At 30.9% G+C, this 20,416-nt stretch carries 20 protein-coding genes; 1 reads left to right on the top strand and 19 read right to left on the bottom strand.

The annotated features are described in order from the left end of the window. Window positions 1-2: 2 nt before the first annotated feature. The 6 genes from MT489_RS16910 to MT489_RS16885 all read right to left on the bottom strand — a co-directional run bounded on the left by MT489_RS16910 (window position 3) and on the right by MT489_RS16885 (window position 4,888). Window positions 3-1,040 carry a glyoxalase superfamily protein gene (locus MT489_RS16910; RefSeq protein ID WP_244682742.1) on the bottom strand — a complete coding sequence of 346 codons (1,038 nt, stop codon included), beginning with the start codon at window positions 1,038-1,040 and terminating at the stop codon, window positions 3-5. Between the two features lie 76 nt (window positions 1,041-1,116). Further along, entirely contained in the window at window positions 1,117-1,926 is an 810-nt protein-coding gene (locus MT489_RS16905; protein WP_244682741.1) for an MBL fold metallo-hydrolase, read from the bottom strand. 23 nt (window positions 1,927-1,949) lie between these two features. After that, complete coding sequence (locus MT489_RS16900; RefSeq protein ID WP_244682740.1) at window positions 1,950-2,567, bottom strand: NUDIX hydrolase; 618 nt, start codon at window positions 2,565-2,567, stop codon at window positions 1,950-1,952. 103 nt (window positions 2,568-2,670) lie between these two features. Next, window positions 2,671-3,177 (bottom strand): DoxX family protein, encoded by a 507-nt coding sequence (locus tag MT489_RS16895; protein WP_244682739.1) that lies wholly within the window; start codon window positions 3,175-3,177, stop codon window positions 2,671-2,673. A 114-nt stretch (window positions 3,178-3,291) separates the two neighbouring features. Continuing rightward, on the bottom strand, window positions 3,292-3,798 hold the full coding sequence (locus tag MT489_RS16890; RefSeq protein ID WP_244682738.1) for a TQO small subunit DoxD: 507 nt from the start codon (window positions 3,796-3,798) through the stop codon (window positions 3,292-3,294). A gap of 202 nt (window positions 3,799-4,000) precedes the next feature. Next, on the bottom strand, window positions 4,001-4,888 hold the full coding sequence (locus MT489_RS16885) for a GNAT family N-acetyltransferase (protein WP_244682737.1): 888 nt from the start codon (window positions 4,886-4,888) through the stop codon (window positions 4,001-4,003). 96 nt (window positions 4,889-4,984) lie between these two features. On the opposite strand from MT489_RS16885, the gene MT489_RS16880 reads away from it, so the two are divergent. Continuing rightward, a complete protein-coding gene (locus MT489_RS16880) occupies window positions 4,985-5,335 on the top strand; it encodes a DoxX family protein (protein ID WP_244682736.1) in 351 nt (116 codons plus the stop codon). Between the two features lie 2 nt (window positions 5,336-5,337). On the opposite strand, the gene MT489_RS16875 is transcribed toward MT489_RS16880, so the two are convergent. The 13 genes from MT489_RS16875 to MT489_RS16815 form a co-directional block, all read right to left on the bottom strand. Beyond that, a complete protein-coding gene (locus MT489_RS16875; protein WP_244682735.1) occupies window positions 5,338-5,769 on the bottom strand; it encodes a VanZ family protein in 432 nt (143 codons plus the stop codon). A 120-nt stretch (window positions 5,770-5,889) separates the two neighbouring features. Then, the gene (locus tag MT489_RS16870; RefSeq protein WP_244682734.1) at window positions 5,890-6,606 is read right to left on the bottom strand and encodes a metallophosphoesterase family protein; all 717 of its coding nucleotides are present in this window, start codon (window positions 6,604-6,606) and stop codon (window positions 5,890-5,892) included. Between the two features lie 485 nt (window positions 6,607-7,091). Further along, on the bottom strand, window positions 7,092-8,171 hold the full coding sequence (locus MT489_RS16865) for an acyltransferase family protein (protein ID WP_244682733.1): 1,080 nt from the start codon (window positions 8,169-8,171) through the stop codon (window positions 7,092-7,094). A gap of 229 nt (window positions 8,172-8,400) precedes the next feature. Further along, a complete protein-coding gene (locus MT489_RS16860; RefSeq protein ID WP_244682732.1) occupies window positions 8,401-9,525 on the bottom strand; it encodes a phosphotransferase in 1,125 nt (374 codons plus the stop codon). Between the two features lie 34 nt (window positions 9,526-9,559). Beyond that, window positions 9,560-11,350, bottom strand: a complete 1,791-nt coding sequence (locus MT489_RS16855) for an ABC transporter ATP-binding protein (protein WP_244682731.1) — start codon at window positions 11,348-11,350, stop codon at window positions 9,560-9,562. 229 nt (window positions 11,351-11,579) lie between these two features. Next, window positions 11,580-12,773 carry a glycosyltransferase gene (locus tag MT489_RS16850; protein ID WP_244682730.1) on the bottom strand — a complete coding sequence of 398 codons (1,194 nt, stop codon included), beginning with the start codon at window positions 12,771-12,773 and terminating at the stop codon, window positions 11,580-11,582. A 64-nt stretch (window positions 12,774-12,837) separates the two neighbouring features. After that, a complete protein-coding gene (locus MT489_RS16845; RefSeq protein WP_244682729.1) occupies window positions 12,838-13,809 on the bottom strand; it encodes an ATP-grasp domain-containing protein in 972 nt (323 codons plus the stop codon). Between the two features lie 406 nt (window positions 13,810-14,215). Then, window positions 14,216-15,430, bottom strand: a complete 1,215-nt coding sequence (locus tag MT489_RS16840) for a glycosyltransferase (RefSeq protein WP_244682728.1) — start codon at window positions 15,428-15,430, stop codon at window positions 14,216-14,218. A 650-nt stretch (window positions 15,431-16,080) separates the two neighbouring features. Then, window positions 16,081-16,497, bottom strand: coding sequence for an FAD synthase family protein (locus MT489_RS16835; protein ID WP_244682727.1), 417 nt, complete (start codon window positions 16,495-16,497; stop codon window positions 16,081-16,083). After that, entirely contained in the window at window positions 16,484-17,668 is a 1,185-nt protein-coding gene (locus tag MT489_RS16830) for a CDP-glycerol glycerophosphotransferase family protein (protein WP_244682726.1), read from the bottom strand. Before MT489_RS16830 ends, MT489_RS16835 begins: the two co-directional genes overlap by 14 nt. A gap of 16 nt (window positions 17,669-17,684) precedes the next feature. Next, window positions 17,685-18,725 carry a glycosyltransferase family 2 protein gene (locus MT489_RS16825; protein ID WP_244682725.1) on the bottom strand — a complete coding sequence of 347 codons (1,041 nt, stop codon included), beginning with the start codon at window positions 18,723-18,725 and terminating at the stop codon, window positions 17,685-17,687. A gap of 26 nt (window positions 18,726-18,751) precedes the next feature. Then, window positions 18,752-19,096 carry an XRE family transcriptional regulator gene (locus MT489_RS16820; RefSeq protein WP_244682724.1) on the bottom strand — a complete coding sequence of 115 codons (345 nt, stop codon included), beginning with the start codon at window positions 19,094-19,096 and terminating at the stop codon, window positions 18,752-18,754. A gap of 15 nt (window positions 19,097-19,111) precedes the next feature. Then, window positions 19,112-20,299: a DegT/DnrJ/EryC1/StrS family aminotransferase gene (locus tag MT489_RS16815; protein WP_244682723.1), complete on the bottom strand. Its 1,188-nt coding sequence runs from the start codon at window positions 20,297-20,299 to the stop codon at window positions 19,112-19,114. Between the last annotated feature and the right edge of the window lie 117 nt (window positions 20,300-20,416).

Genomic DNA, 20,416 nt, shown 5'->3' with positions numbered 1-20,416 from the left:
ATTCAATCATTTCCCTCAACAAAACCATAGATATCATGCGTACCATAATCAATTTGATGTTTCTTCTTTAACTTATCTATTAATTCTAATGTTTCAATAGTATGTGGACTTGCGCTTGCTTGTCCCTCAAGCCCTTCCAAAGGTTCAAATGAATGCATGATGATTTCTTCAAGCAACTCTCCAACACTACGCTCTGTCTCTCTCGCTAAATCCTCCATTAGCGCTGCTAGTCTATTTTCTAATTTTGCCTTAATTTCAGTTCTATGTATCATTTTTTCTTCAGCCGAAGCCGTTTCAGTAAAACGGAGAATATGCCCATCTGGATCTTTTACACGTAATTCTTTTCCCCATTGCATCATTTTAGGTTCCACCATTATTACGGCATCATTTTTCTTCGCTTCTTTATATAAAGCTTCAACATCTCTAACAAATACATTGATGGAAGTTCCAAAGTTCCCATCGTCTTCTTGATTTAGGAAAATTTCAACCTGATCTCGACTTACTGACCCAAAGCCTGCGGGATTACCCCACTCCCAATTTTTTCTAAAACCTAATGTTTCTGTATAAAATTTCATGCTCTCTTCATAATTTACTACATCTAAAATAGGTACAGCACGACTAAATACATTCATTGATTTTTGTTCATTCATTATAATCACCTCTATCGTATCAAAAAAATCTTGTAAAGAAACATGTTTATAAGAAGAAAACTTTTCTGAAAGAAACTCTAACCTTTGTAATAATGCCTTTTGTTTATGAAAACTATCTTGGACTCGCCGCAAATGCATATTCGTAATTTCAAGCGGAGATAAAGCACTTCCATCCAAAACTTCTTTTATTTCTTCTAAAGTAAAACCAATATTCCGAAGTGACAGGATTTGCTGCAAACGACTAATATCATTTTTTGTATACAAACGATGCCCTGAATCAGAATACTGAGACGGAACGAGCAATCCAATATGATCATAATGGTGCAACGTTCTTACGGAAATATAAACAAGATTTGCAAGTTCACCAATTTTAAAATGCTTTTTTTCCAAAATATTTCCCCTTTACTCATTGATAAGGTCTTGTATCAAATGTACAACATGACGTAACGTTAGTTGCAATATTTTTTTACACATTTACAACCATTCCATCGTAAGCCACTTCAATTCCGAATGGGTTCAAAAGACTTTTTAACTCAGCATGAGAAAGCTTGGTATTATGTGAGAAATGGGTAGCGACCACTTTTGATGTTTCATCGATAATCCCTTTCGCATTAAAAATAGCTTTAATTTCTTTAACGCCCTCAATATTAAGATGATTTCTTTTTTCAGGAATCAATCCGTGTGTACAATCTAGTAAAACAAAATCCAATTTCTTATACTCTAACCATGACCATGTTTGGGGTGGAAACCAACCTGTGTCATGACCATATAGCATACTTTTATTTCCCTTCTCAATATAAAAAATAAAGCAAGTTTCATTTTTATCATGGTCAGCAAGTAGTGGCGTCACTTGAAAAGATCCAATCGTATATGTAATAAACGGAGCGATTCGACGCAATTTAAACGCTTCTTTAGAAAATTGGATTACCTGATTACATTTGTAAATGACTACATCATTTCCATAAATATATAGAGGGTAGTCAATATCATGGGCAAAAACGGGTGCTCTCATCGTAAGATCTTCCGGATAAAAATGATCATGGTGTGAATGGGTACAAAGAAGATGCTGAATTCTTCCAAGATCTAAATTGTATGTAAGTACATGGTGGAAAGAATCTGGGGGAAAATCAATCTTCAGCTCATCATCTATGATAGCAGATGTTCTCGTACGAATATCCTTTCCTCCCAGTTGTCTCGCTCTTATACATGCTTCACATTTACAAAAAATCGCAGGATATCCTTCTGCTGCCGCAGTACCAAGTAATTGAATTTTCATCCATACCTCTCCTTTAAAAATTATTAATCTAGAATAACTTGTTTATGAGGGTCTCTTAAAAATTCAAACAGCATTTTAATCTGTGACTCTGTATTTCTATTTAATGAAAGTGGCGGTAAATGATTCTCTGAAAAAAATTGCACATCATTCGTTTCTATTCCTATGTTTGCTTCTCCCCCAATTATTTCACATAAAATAAAAATTTTATAATAATGATACGGTTGCGGCGGATGTGGGTGCAGATTGGAATCTAATAATGCAAGCAACCTTTCCGCACGGACATCAAAACCAGATTCTTCTTTAATTTCTTTGATGATATTTTCTTTAGGTGAGAAGCCAATATCACAAAATCCTCCCGGCAGAGACCATTTATCATCATAATTTTCTTTAACCATTAATATTTTTTCATTTCTAAATACAACACCACGTATATCAACTTTGGGAGTCTGATAACCAGTTTCATTCGTAAATAAATCTTCTATAATATCTATTTCTAAGTTTGTATGTACAGCCATAATCTCGGCACTAATAGTTCGTAATTCTTCGAAGCGTTCAATATCGTATATATCTTTAGAAAATTCTAGTCCTGCTTGGGCCAAGGCTTGTATTCTCTTAGCCCAGTCGAGCCATTGATAGTTCATCGCCAACATCCTTTACTGGAAGTTTATTCTTTCTTCACTTCCATCATAACATCAATAAAAAAACAGGAGAGCAATTTTTACGCTCCCCTGATTTAAAGATTATTTAATGTGCTGCTGCACCTCGAATTTTTTTAAAGAAGTTTGTATTTTTAAACTTGTTGATTGTTTCTTTTGTTAGTAAGTGATCAATTCCATAATATGTTGTTCCTTTTAGTACGAAGAGAAGAATGACTGCTAATGCTAGTAAAATCGGATTAGTGCTTACAGTTCCGGCAAGCAAGAAGTTCAAGTTCATGAATGCACCAGCGATTAATGCGGGTAGTGTTAATGCACCAACGATAAGTCCTAAGCCTACTAGAATTTCTCCCCAAGGGATGAGGACGTTAATGATTTTTACGTTTGGCAATGCTACATTTTGTAAAAAGTCTGCGTACCAACCTTGAACTGCTGGAAATTCTCCCCCTGCTTTTTCAATTGCTCCTTGTAAGAATCCTGCTGCATCAAAAGCTCCTAACTTGTGCCAACCAGCTTCTATCCATTGTACTCCTAACCAGATTCTTAATGCTGCCCAAATGATTGCGACAAAACGATTTTCATACCATCTTTTCATTGTTCTCACTCCTAATTTTTTATGAACAATTGTGAAGTTCCTCACAAATTTTATTGAAAAAATATTAGTTCTTGATCGGGAAAGATTTATTTATGTCCTTCCTTTTTAACCTGATCAGTGTGCTGCTGCACCTTGAATTTTTTTAAAGAAGTTTGTGTTTTTAAACTTGTTGATTGTTTCTTTTGTTAGTAAGTGATCAATTCCATAATATGTTGTTCCTTTTATTACGAAGAGAAGAATGACTGCTAATGCTAGTAAAATCGGATTAGTGCTTACAGTTCCGGCAAGCAAGAAGTTCAAGTTCATGAATGCGCCAGCGATTAATGCAGGTAGTGTTAATGCACCAACGATAAGTCCTAAGCCTACTAGAATTTCTCCCCAAGGGATGAGGACGTTAATGATTTTTACGTTTGGCAATGCTACATTTTGTAAAAAGTCTGCGTACCAACCTTGAACTGCTGGAAATTCTCCACCTGCTTTTGCGATAGCCCCTTGTAAGAATCCTGCTGCATCAAAAGCTCCTAACTTATGCCAACCAGCTTCTATCCATTGTACTCCTAACCAAATTCTTAATGCTGCCCATATTATTGCGACAAAACGATTTTCATACCATCTTTTCATTGTTCTCACTCCTAAATTTTTTTGAAGTTATTGTGAAATCATTCACATACCATTTTAAAAAAATATTAGTTCTTTAATCAGCTGATATTGCTTCTTTTATTTGTGAATTATTTCACATTTCCTTTACACTCTTAATATACAATGCTTTCTATATTTTAGCAATACCTTTTTTGCATTGTCACGAGGTTGCCACAATAAGGAATTAGTTATGATTTCTTGCCATAAATCCCATTCGTTGGCAATTATATACTTCATACCCCATTTTTCCATACCAGTTTTCAAGATAGGTGTAACCGATATATGAATGAGTATAACCCAGTTTTTTTAACTCTTTATTAACTGCATTTACTAATGATGCACCTATCCCCTGTTCCCTATATTTTTTTCCTACTCCGAGGCATCCGACTCCCCCTACTTTTCCTTCAATCATGCTCTTCCATCGGATTTCTTCCTCATGAAGAACCATTGCACAACCGACAATCGTATCATAAGAACGTGCAACAATAATTTTATCAAAGGACGAATTATCGATCATATTTTGGTAATAACGAACCCATCCAGATAGCTCAGCTTCACTTTGGAGTAATCCAATTAATTCGATATTTTCATGTGGTATCAGGCTTCCAATATTGATGTTTGTTTCTAGATCTGGCACCTGCCATTTCTTCAAGCTCATCAACATATCAATACTCGTCCACGTCCAATGAAAACCTTTTTTCTCAAGAAAATGATCACCACATCCTAACGGAACTCCTTGCCACCAGTATCCCGAACCTATTCCGGCTGTCCATTGATCTCCTGCATTTTTTAAAGCACACTCAAAAAGAATAGTGCCGATGCCGTTGTTTCGATATTCCTCTTTCACATGGAATAACCACAAAGCACTTTTTTCCGTTTCTTCACTTACGAGTATTCCACAAACATCGTTTTCTTTAAAAGCAATATAAATCCATATTTGTTCAGCTGCTTCTTTTGCAAAATATAATATGCTGGTTGCTTCCATTTTCCATTCAGGAATGTGATTTTTCCAATACTCCGTTAATATCGTTTCGTTTCCAATGAACGGTAAACGGTCTATACGAAAATTCAATATTTCATCCTCCAAAATCATTATTTTAAGCAGGTTTGTCCCAACTCTTGCATACAGTTTTAATGTAAGGATACAAAGACTCCAGGAGGGAAAAAATTGATTATATCTTACAAATTAATTCGATATGTAATAGCTTATGTGTTTATCATATCTGGTTTATTGAAATTAATAAATGAAGATCTTGGAAGTACATTTGTTAATTTAGGACTTCCGTTCCCACTCTATTTAATGTATGCAGTTGCACTTATTGAAATCATTTGTGGAGTCCTTATTCTTGCCGATAAAATGGTTCACCAAGCTGTCATTCCGTTGATTGGAATAATGATCGCAGCCATTTTATTAACAAAAGTTCCTTCATTAAATATTGGTTTCATGCAATTTGCGTTTAATGCAAGATTGGATATTGTGATGTTGGTTTTGTTGTGGGTGGTGTATAAGTGGAAGTAGGATTAATTCGTTATTTTCCTTAATACAGTACCAATTTTAGAGTCTTTCTTTTTAAAATAGGAAACATGAATAATGTACCAAATCACATAAACTCCTAAAACATCCTTCATTAAATCTACTATTGAAAAAGAGCGAAATGGCACAAAATGTTGGTGAACTTCATCTACAATTCCATACAAAACAGCAATGGCAAAACAGATAGCTTCTATTCTAGAATCAAGTCTTCGAAATGTAAGAACAGCTAAAATAAGAAACAAATACAAGAAACCAAATTCAACTAAATGAGCGAGTTCAAAACAAATACCTAAAAATAAAATTAAGCTGCTACTAATATAGTTTGAAAGATTTTGTACAGACTCAGGATCAAAGGAACTTGATTGAATCCAAATAAATGTCATGTAAATAATGGGGAGAATTCTCAAGATTAACTTCATGAAGGCACCTTCTAGGAATATTATTAGTTCAAAAATAACTAGTTTTAGCTTGCTAGGGTTTGTATTCGAAACATTCCCACATAAAACAGAAAAGAGAAGGCTATGAAACCTTCTCTTTTCTTAAATACTTGCGTTTTTCAAAATTCTGCTCATTGTCTCTGCATTAGGATAGTTAACATCGTGATACTGCTGAATAACTTTATTCGTATCAAATGGAACTCTAACGATAGAAGCTTGAAAACTATTATCTTGAATATTTACGAGTGCGTAGGATGACTTTTTCATGCCATCAAACGGAAGCCCTACGCTTCCAATGTTAATTACACATTTACCGTTAATGTACCTAATATATGGCTTGTGAATATGGGCGTAAATATACAGGTTCGCTTCTTTTGCCATCAATTTATCACTTATTCTTTCATCACTTTCAGCTGGTGGAACAATCTCAAATAAACTATTGGGCGTTGCGTGAAACGCATGGATTTTCATACCTTCTGCTTCAATTGTTAATTCAGTTGGCAGTTGCTCCAAGTAAGTTACGCTTTCTTGGTTCAAATGGGAATAAATCCAATCCCTCTCTCGATTCATCATATCCAAAGCTTGGTCTGGGACCTCACCTTTATGTACACCACGGACAACCCATTCGTCCGCATTTCCTTTGATGACATCGCAATTTAATGATTGAACTAATTCCAACGAACGCTGCGGTTCAGGACCGCGGTAGCAAATATCTCCGAGAACATAAATTTTGTCTACGTTTTTTTCTTTAATATCCTGAAGAACGGCATCCAATGCAATAGCGATGCCGTGGATATCGGAGAGGAAGGCTAGTTTCAAAATAAAACACCCCGCTAATTTATGTATTTACTTTAAAAGCTTATAGGAAATTGAGGGAATTTTCAATTAGTATCATTGATATTATATTTTTTCTAAATATCATAACCAATTTTTACAAATATAGAGGGAGGAATTTTAGTTTCTAATAACATAGCTACTGCCTTTCCATTTATCACTCTTTTCTTAACATCAAAACGAAAGGTACAAGTGCCGTAGGAAAAGTTGAATGAAATGGTATACTTTTGAAAAAAACTAAAAAACTTGCGATAGAAGAGTTCCCTATTTCCAAATTTAATATGCCAGTCATACAATTATGGGAATTAAAAGTACAACCACGTCAAAAGACCAAAAACCGTCATTGCTAATAGATTTATATAAAGGATCCCTTCCCGGTAAAGAATGAAGTCGTTTAAGACAAACTATCAAGCAAACTTCTATTTAATCCTTTGTACTTCTTGAAATAATAATGATTACCACTATACGTTTTATCCCTCGATTCGCTTTAGGCGATTAATATTCGCAACAGACATTTTATCAATTTGTATACTAATTGGGTTGAAAATCACTTTAATCAGGTATGAAGACATGAGACAAAGTACTATTAACCATGCATATATAAATATTGGATATTTAGGAGCAAAAGTTAATTCACTGAACATCGTCATGTAAAAAAACATATGTGTTAACCATATGTTTGTTGAATGGTTTCCAAAATAGTTTAGTACCTTTTTGATTCTATCTTTTTTATTCATAACATTAAAAAAGCAAATAAATATAATTCCCGTTATAGGAGCAATTATCATGGATTCGTAAATAGAATGAATAACTATTAGTAGTAATATTCCAATAACTGAGATGGTATTTTTGTGTGGAAGTCCGTTCATCTTTTGATGAAATTTAGAATAAATTTTTTCTTTGGCAAAAATTGAACCGATTATAAAAGGTAAAAGCGAAGTCCCAACCAATACTGTTGCATTTACAATTGATAATACTACTGGGTAGTCACTAAAATCTAAAATGTGTTTAATTCTTTGAACATAAGACACGAAATAAATAAAACCAACTATTATAAGTAACAGAAATGAATTGTATTTTATAATCATTTTAAAAATTAAAGGTGATACGAGAACAAGAATAATATAGGTTTGTAAAAACCACCAAGCGCCATTATAAGAATTGGATAAAACAAAAAAATTAAGTGAAAATTCTGTAATGCTACCAGGATATTTTTCGGCGTTTCCGGCAAAGAATCCTATAGCTACAAAAAGAAATAAAATGATCCAAAAATTTGTAAGAAGTTTTGTAATTCTAAACAAGTTTTTCTTTACATTGTAATTTTCTGTCTTTTTATAACTGGTATACAATCCGTAACCACTTGCAAAACAATACATCGGAACACAAGCATCACCAAATAATGAAAAATAATAAAGCAAAGGTACATCGTTAATGTAAATGAAGGTTTCGTACAATCCATTGATTTCTTTTCTACAAAATAAATGAAGGAGTAGCATAAATAAAATGGCTACTCCTTTCGTCATGTTCATATCTGATTTCGTAAATTCCAAATGAGCAACTCCTTATTTATTGTAATATACATATTCCTATCGCTCTTATACCTAGAATTTTTTCCTGTATCCTCTCCTTAGGAAACTCTCATGTTATACTAGCACGATCTTCCCCTTCACATTTTTACTTAAATAACAAATTTCTTCACTTATATTCTGCTAATTATTTGTTTTGCTTTATTATATCCACTTTATTCAAGTTATTTAAAATCAAGCTCTTTCTTAGATATTAGTTTTTCTCAATTTTAGTAAAAGTTTTAATAGACTCATTCATCCTTAATATACCTTCCTCAATTCTATACTTGTTGGTTATTACATCTATTCTATTTTCAATATCTAAATAAATAGATTCCAAGTAAAATAACTTTCTATATAAGTTAAGATCTAAATTAGATTCATTAAATAAATTTTTAATTTTTAATAATATTATTGATTCTAATTTATTTAGTTCAATTAAAAATTTTTTATCGATACCTCTTCCAAGCATCTTATGAATTAACAAATAATAAAAATCATGTAATAAGGACCTTTCTTTGACAGTATCCCAATCTATTACTTTCGAATTGTTACTATATATAAGAATATTCCATGCGTGAAGGTCTCCATGTGTTAATGTCAAATAAATATATGTTTTCTTGTTTTTTTCAATCAAATTATGATAGATATTATCTACAAAAGTGGAAATAGTCCTAAGTTGACATATATCAAATCCTTGCCTCTCAAGATCATTAATTTTATTTAAAATATAATCCCTTTGATTCGTAATGTATTCAATTAAATAGATTGTAGTGAAGGGAGTATTTCTCGTAATTTCCTCCCATACAGGTAAAATCTTATCCATTAAATAATTCGATCCTAGTTCAAAACGTTCCGCTTTATAAAAATTTACAAACTCTTCATAGATACATTTATTTGGAAAATCAACCTCGATTATTTTTGGAGAAATATTATATTTTTGAATAGCCTCAAGCCTTCTTACTAAACTAATAAAAGCTTCTTTTTTATATACTGATGTGTATTGAGAGGCTACTATTTCATTTTTTAAATCAAATACTTTTAAGCCACCTGAAGTTTTTAAAAGTATATGCCCATCTAAATCAACACTTATTGTTGGATAATTTTTTACACCAATAAATTTTTTTATTAACATTAGTTTTCTAATAATATTTAATACTCTTAGGAACTTTAATAAACATGAAGGAAAAAGTTGAAAATATCTTTTTGATGCGGCTACATGTAAATTAAACGGATTTGTTTTATTTAAAAGTAACCATAATAAAATTATTAAATTTTTATCTAAGCTTATAAAAAGCCCATATAATTTCACATAAATTATTTTTTTTTCTACCCTCAAGATATTCACTCACTTTATTTTAATTCATTGAAAATTAAATTACAGATTTATTTACTTCGTTACAAATTGATTTTAACCTACCATTACTAATTTCATAAACTATATCACAGTTTTCTATAGTACTTAGTCGATGAGCAATAATGATTAATGTTTTTTCTCCTTTTAAACCATCAATTGCCAACATAATTTCTTTTTCTGTATCATTATCCAAGGCTGACGTAGCCTCATCCATAAATAGTATTTCCGGATTATGATATAAAGCTCTTGCAATTCCTATACGTTGACGCTGACCACCCGAAAGCCGCACTCCCCTTTCACCTACAGTAGTGTCTAATTTATCAGGGAGACTTTCAACAAATTCTTTAAGTTGAGCTTGCTCTAATGCTCTCCATACTTCTTTTTCATCGATTAAATCGTTTTCTACACCAAAAGCAATATTCCCTTTGATAGAATCATCAGAGAGAAATATAGATTGTGGAATATATCCAATTTTCTTCTGCCAGAGTTTCTTTTGATTGGAGAGGTCTTTTCCGTCAACTAGAACTCTTCCTTGTTCAGGTTCAAATAAACCTAAAATTATATCTACTATTGTTGTTTTTCCCGCACCTGATTCACCTATAAATGCTACTGATTTCCCTATTGGAATAGTAAGAGAGATATTTTTAACTGAGTATTTCTTTTGATTTGGATATCGAAAAGATACATTAGTCAATTGTATTGAATTATTAAATATTCTTTCTCCTTTGTTAACTAAGAAAATTTCATCTTCTTTTACATTCGTTATTTTGCCAGTCTTATCTCGATTATTAAATAAGTCTTCATAGATCACAGTTAAAGCGGGTTGACTATAACGAATTGTTGTAATCATTCCCACTACACGATTTATAGAAGGCATCAATCTGAATGCTGCCATAGAGAATAAAGCCATTGTTGATATTAGTTGCGATGTATTAGTATCTTGAAGAATGATCATTAACATAGTAATAAGTACTACAGACACTAGCAACGTTTCAATAAAAAGCCGTGGAACATTTTCAAGCATTTTTATATATCGACTATTGTTGGCTCTAACTTGACTATGTTTCGTATAAGCTTTAACAAAAAAGTTTTCTTTTCCTGCTACCTTTACCTCTTTACTTGCTCCCAGTCCTTGATTCACCCATTTGATCATCGTACCATTTACTTTTTGTTGCTCAATACCTAATTGACTAATTTTCTTACGAAATATCTTAAAAAATAAAAAAACACTTCCACCTAAAAGGATAGAAGCTGTTAATGTTGCTAAAGGAGCTGTCATTAATAGTAGGATACTAATACATATAATTACAAGAATTTCTGTGAATAATTGGAAGCCAGACAAAATAATTCCTTGAAATACTTTTGAAACCTCACTATTTACATTTCTTAATAAATCTGCAGAGTTTCGTTGTATATGAAAACTAAATGGTTTAGTTAAATATTCTCTAAATAAATCCTGAGAAAGTCTAACTTGTTGATTTAAGATTACTTTATATTGAGCATATTGAAAGAATAGTAGATAAATATTTTTAAAGACAAAAATTAAAAGTAATGTTATTACAGAAAAAATCATAAAAGTAGTAGCCGTTTCAAATCCAAGTAAATTATAAAAAAATGATAGTATTTCCTGTTCTTTAATTATTTTGGGATTAGTAAGTATACCTACAAAGGGAACAATAAGCCCTATACCAACCGTTTCAAACAGCGCTGCTATTATCATCAAAAAAAACAAAAATATTAAATTTTTCTTTTCTCTTTCATTAAACAGAATTATTAGTCTTTTCATTGACTCTTTCAATCTTCTCACACCTTTTTAATTATGTCTGTTAGCTATGATTTCCCTTCCAACCTAAACTTTTCGAACCACATCATCATCTAAGAAATTCTGCCTCTTTAATTTTCTTTCATAATTATCTTTTCATGTTTTTAGGAATGGGTCGAGAAAGCAGTTTAATGTCCTGAAAAACCATTATACTTTCCATTATTGATTTTCTTTATAACTCATTTCAACTTTCTTAAGATAATTCTTATAAATTTTAAAGACCTGCTATTTTAATTAACTTGTCAATTTCATATATATTTGTTTCAATATCTTCTTCTAGATTCTCTCTAATCTTTTTCCTTAAGCTTTGATTATCAATTAATGTTTTAATTCCCTGATACAACTGCGTTTCATCGAAGTTGACAATAATGCCAGTTTGATAATTTTTAATTTGTTCATTTGCTCCATTAAAATTAGTTGTTAGGATCGGCTTATTTAGACATTTTGCTTCTAATATAGTCATACAATATCCCTCATACCTAGACGGCTGGACATATATATCACATTGTTTTATAAACGGATAGGGATTAGTATGGGTTCCTAATAAAATGAAATGTTTTTCCAAGTTGTATTGTGTTATTAATTTTTCATATTCATCTTTTGAACTTCCATCTCCGATACAATACCACCTAATCTTATACCCATCACGTATTAATTTTGAGACAGCTTTAATTGCTAAATCTTGACCCTTTTCCAATGAAAGTCTTCCGACAGTCAATATTCTGTAGCCTTCAAAGCTATCGTTAAATCCCTCTCCAATAATTGATAATTCTTTAATATTTGTTGAAGATATAATATTCAAAAACACATCTATTCGATTTTTTAATGAAGGTAAGAAATCAATCAATTTATCTTTTGCTTCCTTTGAAACAGCAAAGAGCTGATCATATTTCTTAAATGTCTTTATTGAAAATCGTTTATTAAAACCTATTTTTGTAACATCAAAATGAATCCACTGGATTTTCTTTTTCGCTCTAACTTTATGTGCAATAAAATAGCTTATGAAGTCCATTGGGCCAGCATAAGCTACAGCAATATCATATTCAATTTTTTCAACTGGATAATCCTTTAATAAATATTTATAAAAAAGACTCTTTTCGCCAATTATTTTTGTAAGAAAATAAAATAAAAGGAATGTAAATCCTTTTATTACATTTCTCTTTTTTAGAAAGCCTATACCCGTAATATGCAAAGGATGTGTAATCAATTCTTTAATTTTTTTATAGTCATTATAAACCTTTACATTAACATGGATTGGAATTGAGTCTATAAAACCCCCATACCTTTCTAGCATTAATATTGTAATATCAAACTTATCTTTCGGCATTTCTGAAATCATGTTGAGAAGTGCCTTTTCAGTTCCGCCAACATTCATATTAATAACCATGAAGAAGATTTTCTTTTTCATTAGAATCACAAACTTTCTTATCCTATTAATCAATAATATTAATCCATGCCTTAAATAGCATAGATTATAAAACTATAAAATGATCATATCTAACCATTGTTTTGCCTTCTACGTACTCACCTAAATATGACTCATATGGAAGATTCGAAATACCTTTTAAATTACTTATAATACTTTTAATAAAGTTTTCCCCCATTGCATAAGCATATGGATACCCGCCACCAAATCTAGGGTTAATTTCAGAAATGATATATTTTCCATCCACTGTTTTAAAATAATCAATATCAATAGGTCCGCTGGGTTTTAACGTATAGATTAGCCTATAAGTAAGATCGTTCAAAACAGGGTCCTTAATAGCAATTGATTTATCCGTTTCACCTGCTCTCATATTAATTTTCCTTTTACTAAATAAATTTACTGTATCGTTAGTTAATAAGTCTATATAACACTCTACGCAATATTCATCTCCTTCAATGAAAGGTTGTATAATTAAATCATTATCTTCACTCCAAAAAAGCTGAAGGTCATGAAGATTCTCTACAATAAATACTCCTTTACTTCCACTCCCTTTTCTAGGTTTAATAATTAATGGAAATGTTAAAACTCCGTTATTTAAATCTTGTTTTACCAGTTCAAAATCTCTGTATGAAGGAACAAATGGAAGGTTATTTTTTTGTAAATATTTTGACGTTTTGTACTTGTCATAGCATAAGTCAATTACCTCTTTATCAGAAATAATGATACGAATATTATCTTTTTCAAATTCTTCCTTAATACTAGCCAATAGCGTTAATTCAGGATCAATTAATGATAAAACACCGTTTATTTCATACTTCAGACAGATACTTTTGAGTACGGAAATATATTCTGGATGGTCTATTCGTGGAACTATTTCAAAATAATCAGCATGGTAAAGAGCTGGTGCAGTGGGATCACAATCTACAGCAATTACTTTTCCTTCAATCTTATTAAATTCTTTTTTAAAGTATTCTATTAATTGAACTCGTCTTCCTACACTACATATTAAAATGTTCATTTCGTATCACGTCTCCAAAAAAATTTTATACTACTACATTTCTCTACGGAAAACTTATATTGCCGCATTTTTCCTTAGCAAATATATAATTGTTTATTTTCTGTACTTCTAAATTTTTCAAATCAATATATTAGACTTATCTTGGAATATGTCTATTTCAGTAAAACAACAAAGATTAGTCATAATTAAATTTATTTAATACTAATCAACAATTTTTTGAAAGATAAAGAACTAATAATTTTCCGTCTTCATTTACTCTATTATGTACAAGAAAATAGCTTATGAAGTCCTATAGACTTGCATAAGCTACATTTTAGTAATAAGTACTTATATATCTTTTATACTCTCACAAATTATCATTCATTAAATCAGATTTTCAATTACAGTGAATAACTAAATTATGATCCTATCCAATTAATCTATAAAATTTATCAATTTCTTCAATATTTCCTTTTTGTTCAGTTTTTAAGTACTCAATTATATTATTTTTTAGCTTTACATCATTTATCAGTTTTATTATTCCTTCAGAAATAGCATTTGGTTCCATATCAACTACAAGACCATTCTTTCCATCCTTCATTTGATTAAATACAGCATCAAAATTCGTAGTTACTACAGGAATATTAAGCATTCTGGCTTCCGCAATAGCTAGACCAAATCCCTCAAACCTTGAAGTTTGTACGTAAATATCGGAGTCTCTAATATAAGGATAAGGATTTGCTCTAACACCTAACAATTTAAAGTTCTCAGTTAGATCATATTTAACTATTTTATCTTTAATCTCTTCTTCTAATGGTCCTTTTCCCAATGCATACCATCTAAAATTTATTCCCTTTTCTTTAAGGATGGCGCATGTCTCTAAGGCAAGATCATATCCTTTTTGTAGTGCAAGTCTTCCTATCGTAAGAATTCTTAGGCCATTAAACCCATCTTCATAACTATCACCTATTTTTGACATTTCGAAGATAAATTTCGGATTATTAATATCGTAAATTACATCCATTTTATTTACGTACTCAGGAAACGTTTCTAAAAATATATCTTTTGTTGAATCAGAAACGGCAACAATTTTATCATACTGGTCATAATATTTTTTTTGAAACTCTTTTTCTTTTCCACCTAATCGATAACTAACGTTTACCCAGGCAAATTTTTTCTTAGCTTTTACTTTTTCGGCAACATAAAATGTCGGAACACCTTGTGCATAACTAATTGCAATATCGTACTGTTTAGGATTATTTTCTATTACTTTTGAAACATTTTCCCAATAAACCCTTGCTTTCTGTGAGTTTCTTAAGCGTTGCAAACGAATTGCAATTGAATATTTTATCCTAGAGTAAAACATATTAAAATTAGCTTTTTTTATTGAAAGTAAAAAAGCTTCGTTAATACTTAGTGAGGAATATTTTGTATAAGAGAGTGGACTTAAAATATTTACTTTATTTGGTACCAATTTTTCCAAAATATTCCCATGTGCAAATAAAAGAAGATCAACCGAATACTTCGAATAATCCAAAAGAGATAGTAATGTTACTAGACTTTTTTCTGCTCCAGCACAATCTAATGAATCTATAACAAACAATATATTCTCTTTCTTTTTTTGTTCCATTCTATTATCCAATTTTTTTCTCCTTATAAGTACTATTTATCTTTATTTCATCTTCAAATTTACATATGTTTAATATAATATGTTTAGAAAAGTCATTTGCAAACTTTCTTGATTCAAATTGAGTTAATCTTAAATATATATCTTCTAAATAAAATAATAATAAATTTTCAAAGTGAAAGTTTTGGAGATAAATATATAATTGATACTGTTTTTGGTTTCATTTGTAACAGCAAATAAGGTTTTATCTTTAATAAATTGGGGTGATGTCCATTATAAAACTTCCCTTTAATTACTCCGTTTTTTTAACAATATTTAATTTTTCTTCATACGTTTTAGTAAATTTTCGATAATTGAGTTTTTTATACAGCTGCTTATCATAAGTGATTAAAACTGTATAAATAACATCCTTTTTAAAAGAAATAATTTTATAATTGGAATCTCCCACTTTAAAATAAATATCACCATTTACCGGGAGGAAATATTCCTCATGATCTTTCTTCTTATTATTAAATTTAAGATAGTTAAAAATAACTAAAAACCTTTTCAAAGGGTTTTTTGGCATCAATGGTTTACAATGAAACAATAAAATAAAGCTCTTTATTTTTGATATGTTTTCATTAAATCCCAATGAATTAGTGAATGAAATATATCTATTCATGATTTTAGATATTGATTTTCTCCTTCACAATCGTAGAAGAAACTCCTATAGTATACGGGAAATAAACAATATCTACCCCTACATTTTTAAACTTTATTTCAAGTTTGTTAAAAAGTGCATTGCCTTTCCAATCATCTCCAACAAACATGACATTAAATTGAAGATTTTCCCAAGCCAAAAACTTATCTCTATTTGTTTGTGGTACAACCATATCGACGTATTTAATTCCTTTTACAATTTCAAATCTTTCCTGATGAGGGATAACTGGCAATTTATTTTTATATTCCATCACTAATTCATCCGTACTAACTCCTACAATCAGATATTCACATTGTTCCTTTGCTCTTTTTAAAATATTTAAATGTCCTACATGAAATAAATCAAAAACTCCAGTTGTATATCCTATTTTATACGGCTTCATTCATAATCTCCCTACTTTCACCAAAACAGATATTATTAATTCTGCGAACTAAATTTTCACTTGCCTTTCCATCTTCATAGGACCCGATTTTAAAGAAAAAGTGATTTAAATCCCGAGAATAGGCATTGGAATCAAAAGTATTAATTCTAAATAAGAGTTCTTCCTTATTCGTTGCAACTCTAAATGGTAAATCCAAAATATTAAAATATAGGTTTCTATCTTTCTCGACGTAATCTTCATAATCAGGAACATATAAAAAACATGCTTTTCGTGTCATTGCATAGTCAAACATTAAAGAAGAATAGTCCGTAATCAATACATCAGATATTTTTAGTAATTCTTGAATATCGTTATATCTTGTTACATCTTTAACTTGGTTGCCTTGAATGACCTTATTAGATACTGGGATTAAATGTGGATGTAATTTAACTAAAAATATCCACTTCCCACCAAATGTATTTGCTAGAGTATCAATAATTTTTTCATATTCTAATTCATAAACCGTGTAATCTTGATGATTCCTAAAAGTAGGGGCATATAAAATCACTTTAGAACCACTAGGTATGTTCAATGAATTAAATACCTTTGATTTTAATTCTCCTGAATGGCTAAAAAACACGTCATTTCTAGGTGTACCATGTTCAAAAATTTCACCCTCATACCAAAAAGACCTCTTAAAAATATCTGTAGTGTATTTACTTCCAGATAGTAAGAGGTCACATTTTTTAGAATCACGTTTAGCCATTTCAATATAAGATTGTGGAATTTTATCTTCTGCATCTTTTTCAATTTGTTTTAACCTTAATGAACTATGCCATGTTTGAATATAGTATTGATCTTTTCTTTTTATAAACAAATCAGTCGTTCTATAATTTGTAATCACTACTTTTGAAGTGCATAATTCATAAAAGTACTTTAATGACATGTTCTTAACTTTCCTAATATACGGTATGTGTTCAAACTGTTTAATATCATTAAAAGCCCATACGATATCATACTGTTCTTTAACATTCTGAATAATATACTCCGTTATATATTTTGGGTTACATCCATACTGACTCCCATAATAACTTGTCATAATAATTTTATTGTTTTTTATAGGAAAACAATTGAATACTTGAATAATTATGAGGCTAAATATAATTTTTAGTTTACCTATTAGCCGATTCATATATATAATCCCCTTTTTACACTTTAAAACTAAGATTTTTTTTCTCTAATCCAATAGGTTGAGGTAGAAGCTTTATTTTTCTAAATAATTTCCTAATCGCCAAAAAGCAAATATTTATTATGGGATGGACACTGAAAAATTGAAGCTGTATTTTTAGTTCTTTATTTCCCTCTACGGCAAGCTGAAATTCCTTATATTTCAGCTTGATAAATGACCTAATCAATTTCTTACTATTTCCGTCTTTATCAATTCCCCGATTCAAAAGAAGCAAATTATAATGGATTAAGCAATTTGATAAGATAACCTTAAAGGACTCATTAATCAAATTCGGATAATATTGTTCAACAAATTTATGTCTTTCCTTTAATCCCTCAATAATATCCAAGTTCCTCAGTGAATAATTGAATACAATACTCTCACTTCGTTGAAAATAATAATACATTGGTATATGCGTTATCACGTATGTATGAACCCTTTGCATTACAAGATGTGACCAAAATACATCTTCAAACAGAACACCTTTTTTAAACTGGAGATCTTTTATAAGATTCGTTTTATAAAGTTTTCCCCAAGCAAAGTTTTTAACTTTTTCATTACATATCAATTCATACATAAGTTCATGATTATTCAATAATTTGTTAGGATGATTCTTTGAAAAGTAACGATTATCATAGAGCAAATAATCATGATAGGCATAATAAAAAGACGATTGAACAACATCGGCTTGATTATCTAAACTTATTTTTACTAATTCCTCAATCATATTCCTTTCTATCCAATCATCACTATCTACAAAAAGTGTATATTCTCCAGTTACGTATTCCATCCCTTTATTTCTGGCATCTGATAATCCGCCATTTTCCTTATGAACAACTTTAATTCTATGATCTTTTTTTGCATATTCATCTATTATTTGTCCACAATTGTCTGGAGAACCATCGTTAACTAATATGATTTCAACATTTGGAAACGTTTGTTCTACAATGCTATCTATACATCTACGAATATACTTTTGAACCTTATATATTGGGACTACTACACTTACCTTTGGCAACATACAATCCCCTACTTTTACTCTTTACCTTAATTATTTTCATCATTTCTATTTTTCCACTTAATAAATTCCAACAGTGTTTTGTACTCAGCAAATTGTTCCTTGTCGACTCCAGATTCCTTAAGTTCACGAGCAAAATTAACCCACTCCTCATCTAGTTGGATAGACTTTTGATCTACACTGGAATTTAATAACATCCTTACATCAATATCTAATACATTAGCAATTTTTTCTACCACATTAATTGAAGGATTTTTATTTACACTTCTTTCAATATTACTTAAATATGATTTTGCTATTCCCGCTCGATCGGCTAGTTCGGTTAAAGTTAGACCCTTACTTTTTCTAATTTCATAAATATATTTTCCTATCATATATTTTTACCTCTCTCATCCCGTTATAGGATGGGTCATCTCAGTTCTTTGTCTAATTGCTATTTTAAGACTCTCGATCACCCTCATTTGTTCTTGATCATTAATATTAGATCCGGAAGGTAGACATATGCCGGTTTTAAATAACTTTTCAGAAATATTTTTGTATTCTTGATGCGGGTAATATTTCGCTCCATTAAATAGAGGTTGTAAATGGAGTGGTTTCCAAACATGACGAGCTTCAATATGTTTATCCGTAAAAGCTTGAATTATTTCTGCTGCTGATATCCCACTCTTTATCGAGTCTACGGTAAAAGTAGTCAACCATCTATTTGATAATGTACCTTCTAATTCAGGCATAAATTGAATACCAGGCAATTCCGATAATTCTTCATAGTACTTTGAAAATATCTTCCTTTTGGATAGAACTCTTTCATCTAAAACCTGAAGTTGTGCTCTTCCAATGCCAGCTAAAACATTACTCATGCGATAGTTATATCCCAATATGCTATGTTGATAGTATGGTGCAGGGTCCTTAGCTTGAGTTGCTAAAAACCGTGCTTTTTGAATCGCTTCAACATTATCGGATACAAGCATTCCACCACCTGATGTAGTTACAATCTTGTTTCCATTAAATGAAAAAATACCAAATTCCCCTAAAGTGCCACTCTTTCTACCTTGATATTCGGATCCGAGGGATTCCGCAGCATCTTCTATAATTGGTACATTATACCGATTGCAAATAGCTAAAATTTCTTGCATTTTAGCACTTTGCCCGTATAAATTGACAACAATAACAGCCTTTGGTAACTTTCCTGATAAAGCAGCATCGCAAAAAGCCTTTTCCAATGCTGATGGTGACATATTCCATGTTTCAGGCTCCGAGTCAATAAAAACAGGAATAGCACCTTGATAAAGAATTGGATTTGCACTAGCAACAAAAGTAAGAGTCGAGCAAAATACAATGTCACCCGAACTGACTTCTAGCAAAGAAAGAGCTAAATGAATAGCTGCAGTTCCTGAGCTGACAGCAATTGCATCTTTCACTCCTAAATAGTTTGCCATTTCCTTCTCAAATCCATCCACATGTGGTCCTAGAGGGGCAATCCAATTTGTATCAATTGCCTCTTGTATAAATTTCCATTCATTCCCGGACAAATGTGGTGGAGAAAGTAAAACTTTTTCATTTTTCACAGGGTTTTTCATCAATTCCTCCTCCAATTATGTTTTATTCTTATAATTATGAGAATCAATTTTCAATACATTTTTCAAATTTCCAATTGGCTATTTTGTTTATCTTTTTTAGTTATTCAATAATTAAAG

The organism is Lederbergia wuyishanensis (assembly GCF_022900255.1).
In the GTDB taxonomy this organism is placed as follows: Bacteria; Bacillota; Bacilli; order Bacillales; family Bacillaceae_C; genus Lederbergia; species Lederbergia wuyishanensis.
Note: the sequence above shows the minus strand (reverse complement) of the source record. Positions and strands in the feature narration are given on the sequence as shown.

Bases quoted from the DNA above. Each gene is read 5' to 3' on its own strand.
- MT489_RS16845 (WP_244682729.1), bottom strand. From the start codon at position 13,809: ATGAACATTTTAATATGTAGTGTAGGAAGACGAGTTCAATTAATAGAA.
- MT489_RS16900 (WP_244682740.1), bottom strand. From the start codon at position 2,567: ATGAACTATCAATGGCTCGACTGGGCTAAGAGAATACAAGCCTTGGCC.
- MT489_RS16815 (WP_244682723.1), bottom strand. From the start codon at position 20,299: ATGAAAAACCCTGTGAAAAATGAAAAAGTTTTACTTTCTCCACCACAT.
- MT489_RS16850 (WP_244682730.1), bottom strand. From the start codon at position 12,773: ATGAAAAAGAAAATCTTCTTCATGGTTATTAATATGAATGTTGGCGGA.
- MT489_RS16875 (WP_244682735.1), bottom strand. From the start codon at position 5,769: ATGAAGTTAATCTTGAGAATTCTCCCCATTATTTACATGACATTTATT.
- MT489_RS16905 (WP_244682741.1), bottom strand. From the start codon at position 1,926: ATGAAAATTCAATTACTTGGTACTGCGGCAGCAGAAGGATATCCTGCG.
- MT489_RS16825 (WP_244682725.1), bottom strand. From the start codon at position 18,725: ATGTTGCCAAAGGTAAGTGTAGTAGTCCCAATATATAAGGTTCAAAAG.
- MT489_RS16890 (WP_244682738.1), bottom strand. From the start codon at position 3,798: ATGAAAAGATGGTATGAAAATCGTTTTGTCGCAATAATATGGGCAGCA.
- MT489_RS16830 (WP_244682726.1), bottom strand. From the start codon at position 17,668: ATGAATCGGCTAATAGGTAAACTAAAAATTATATTTAGCCTCATAATT.
- MT489_RS16820 (WP_244682724.1), bottom strand. From the start codon at position 19,096: ATGATAGGAAAATATATTTATGAAATTAGAAAAAGTAAGGGTCTAACT.
- MT489_RS16835 (WP_244682727.1), bottom strand. From the start codon at position 16,497: ATGAAGCCGTATAAAATAGGATATACAACTGGAGTTTTTGATTTATTT.
- MT489_RS16895 (WP_244682739.1), bottom strand. From the start codon at position 3,177: ATGAAAAGATGGTATGAAAATCGTTTTGTCGCAATCATTTGGGCAGCA.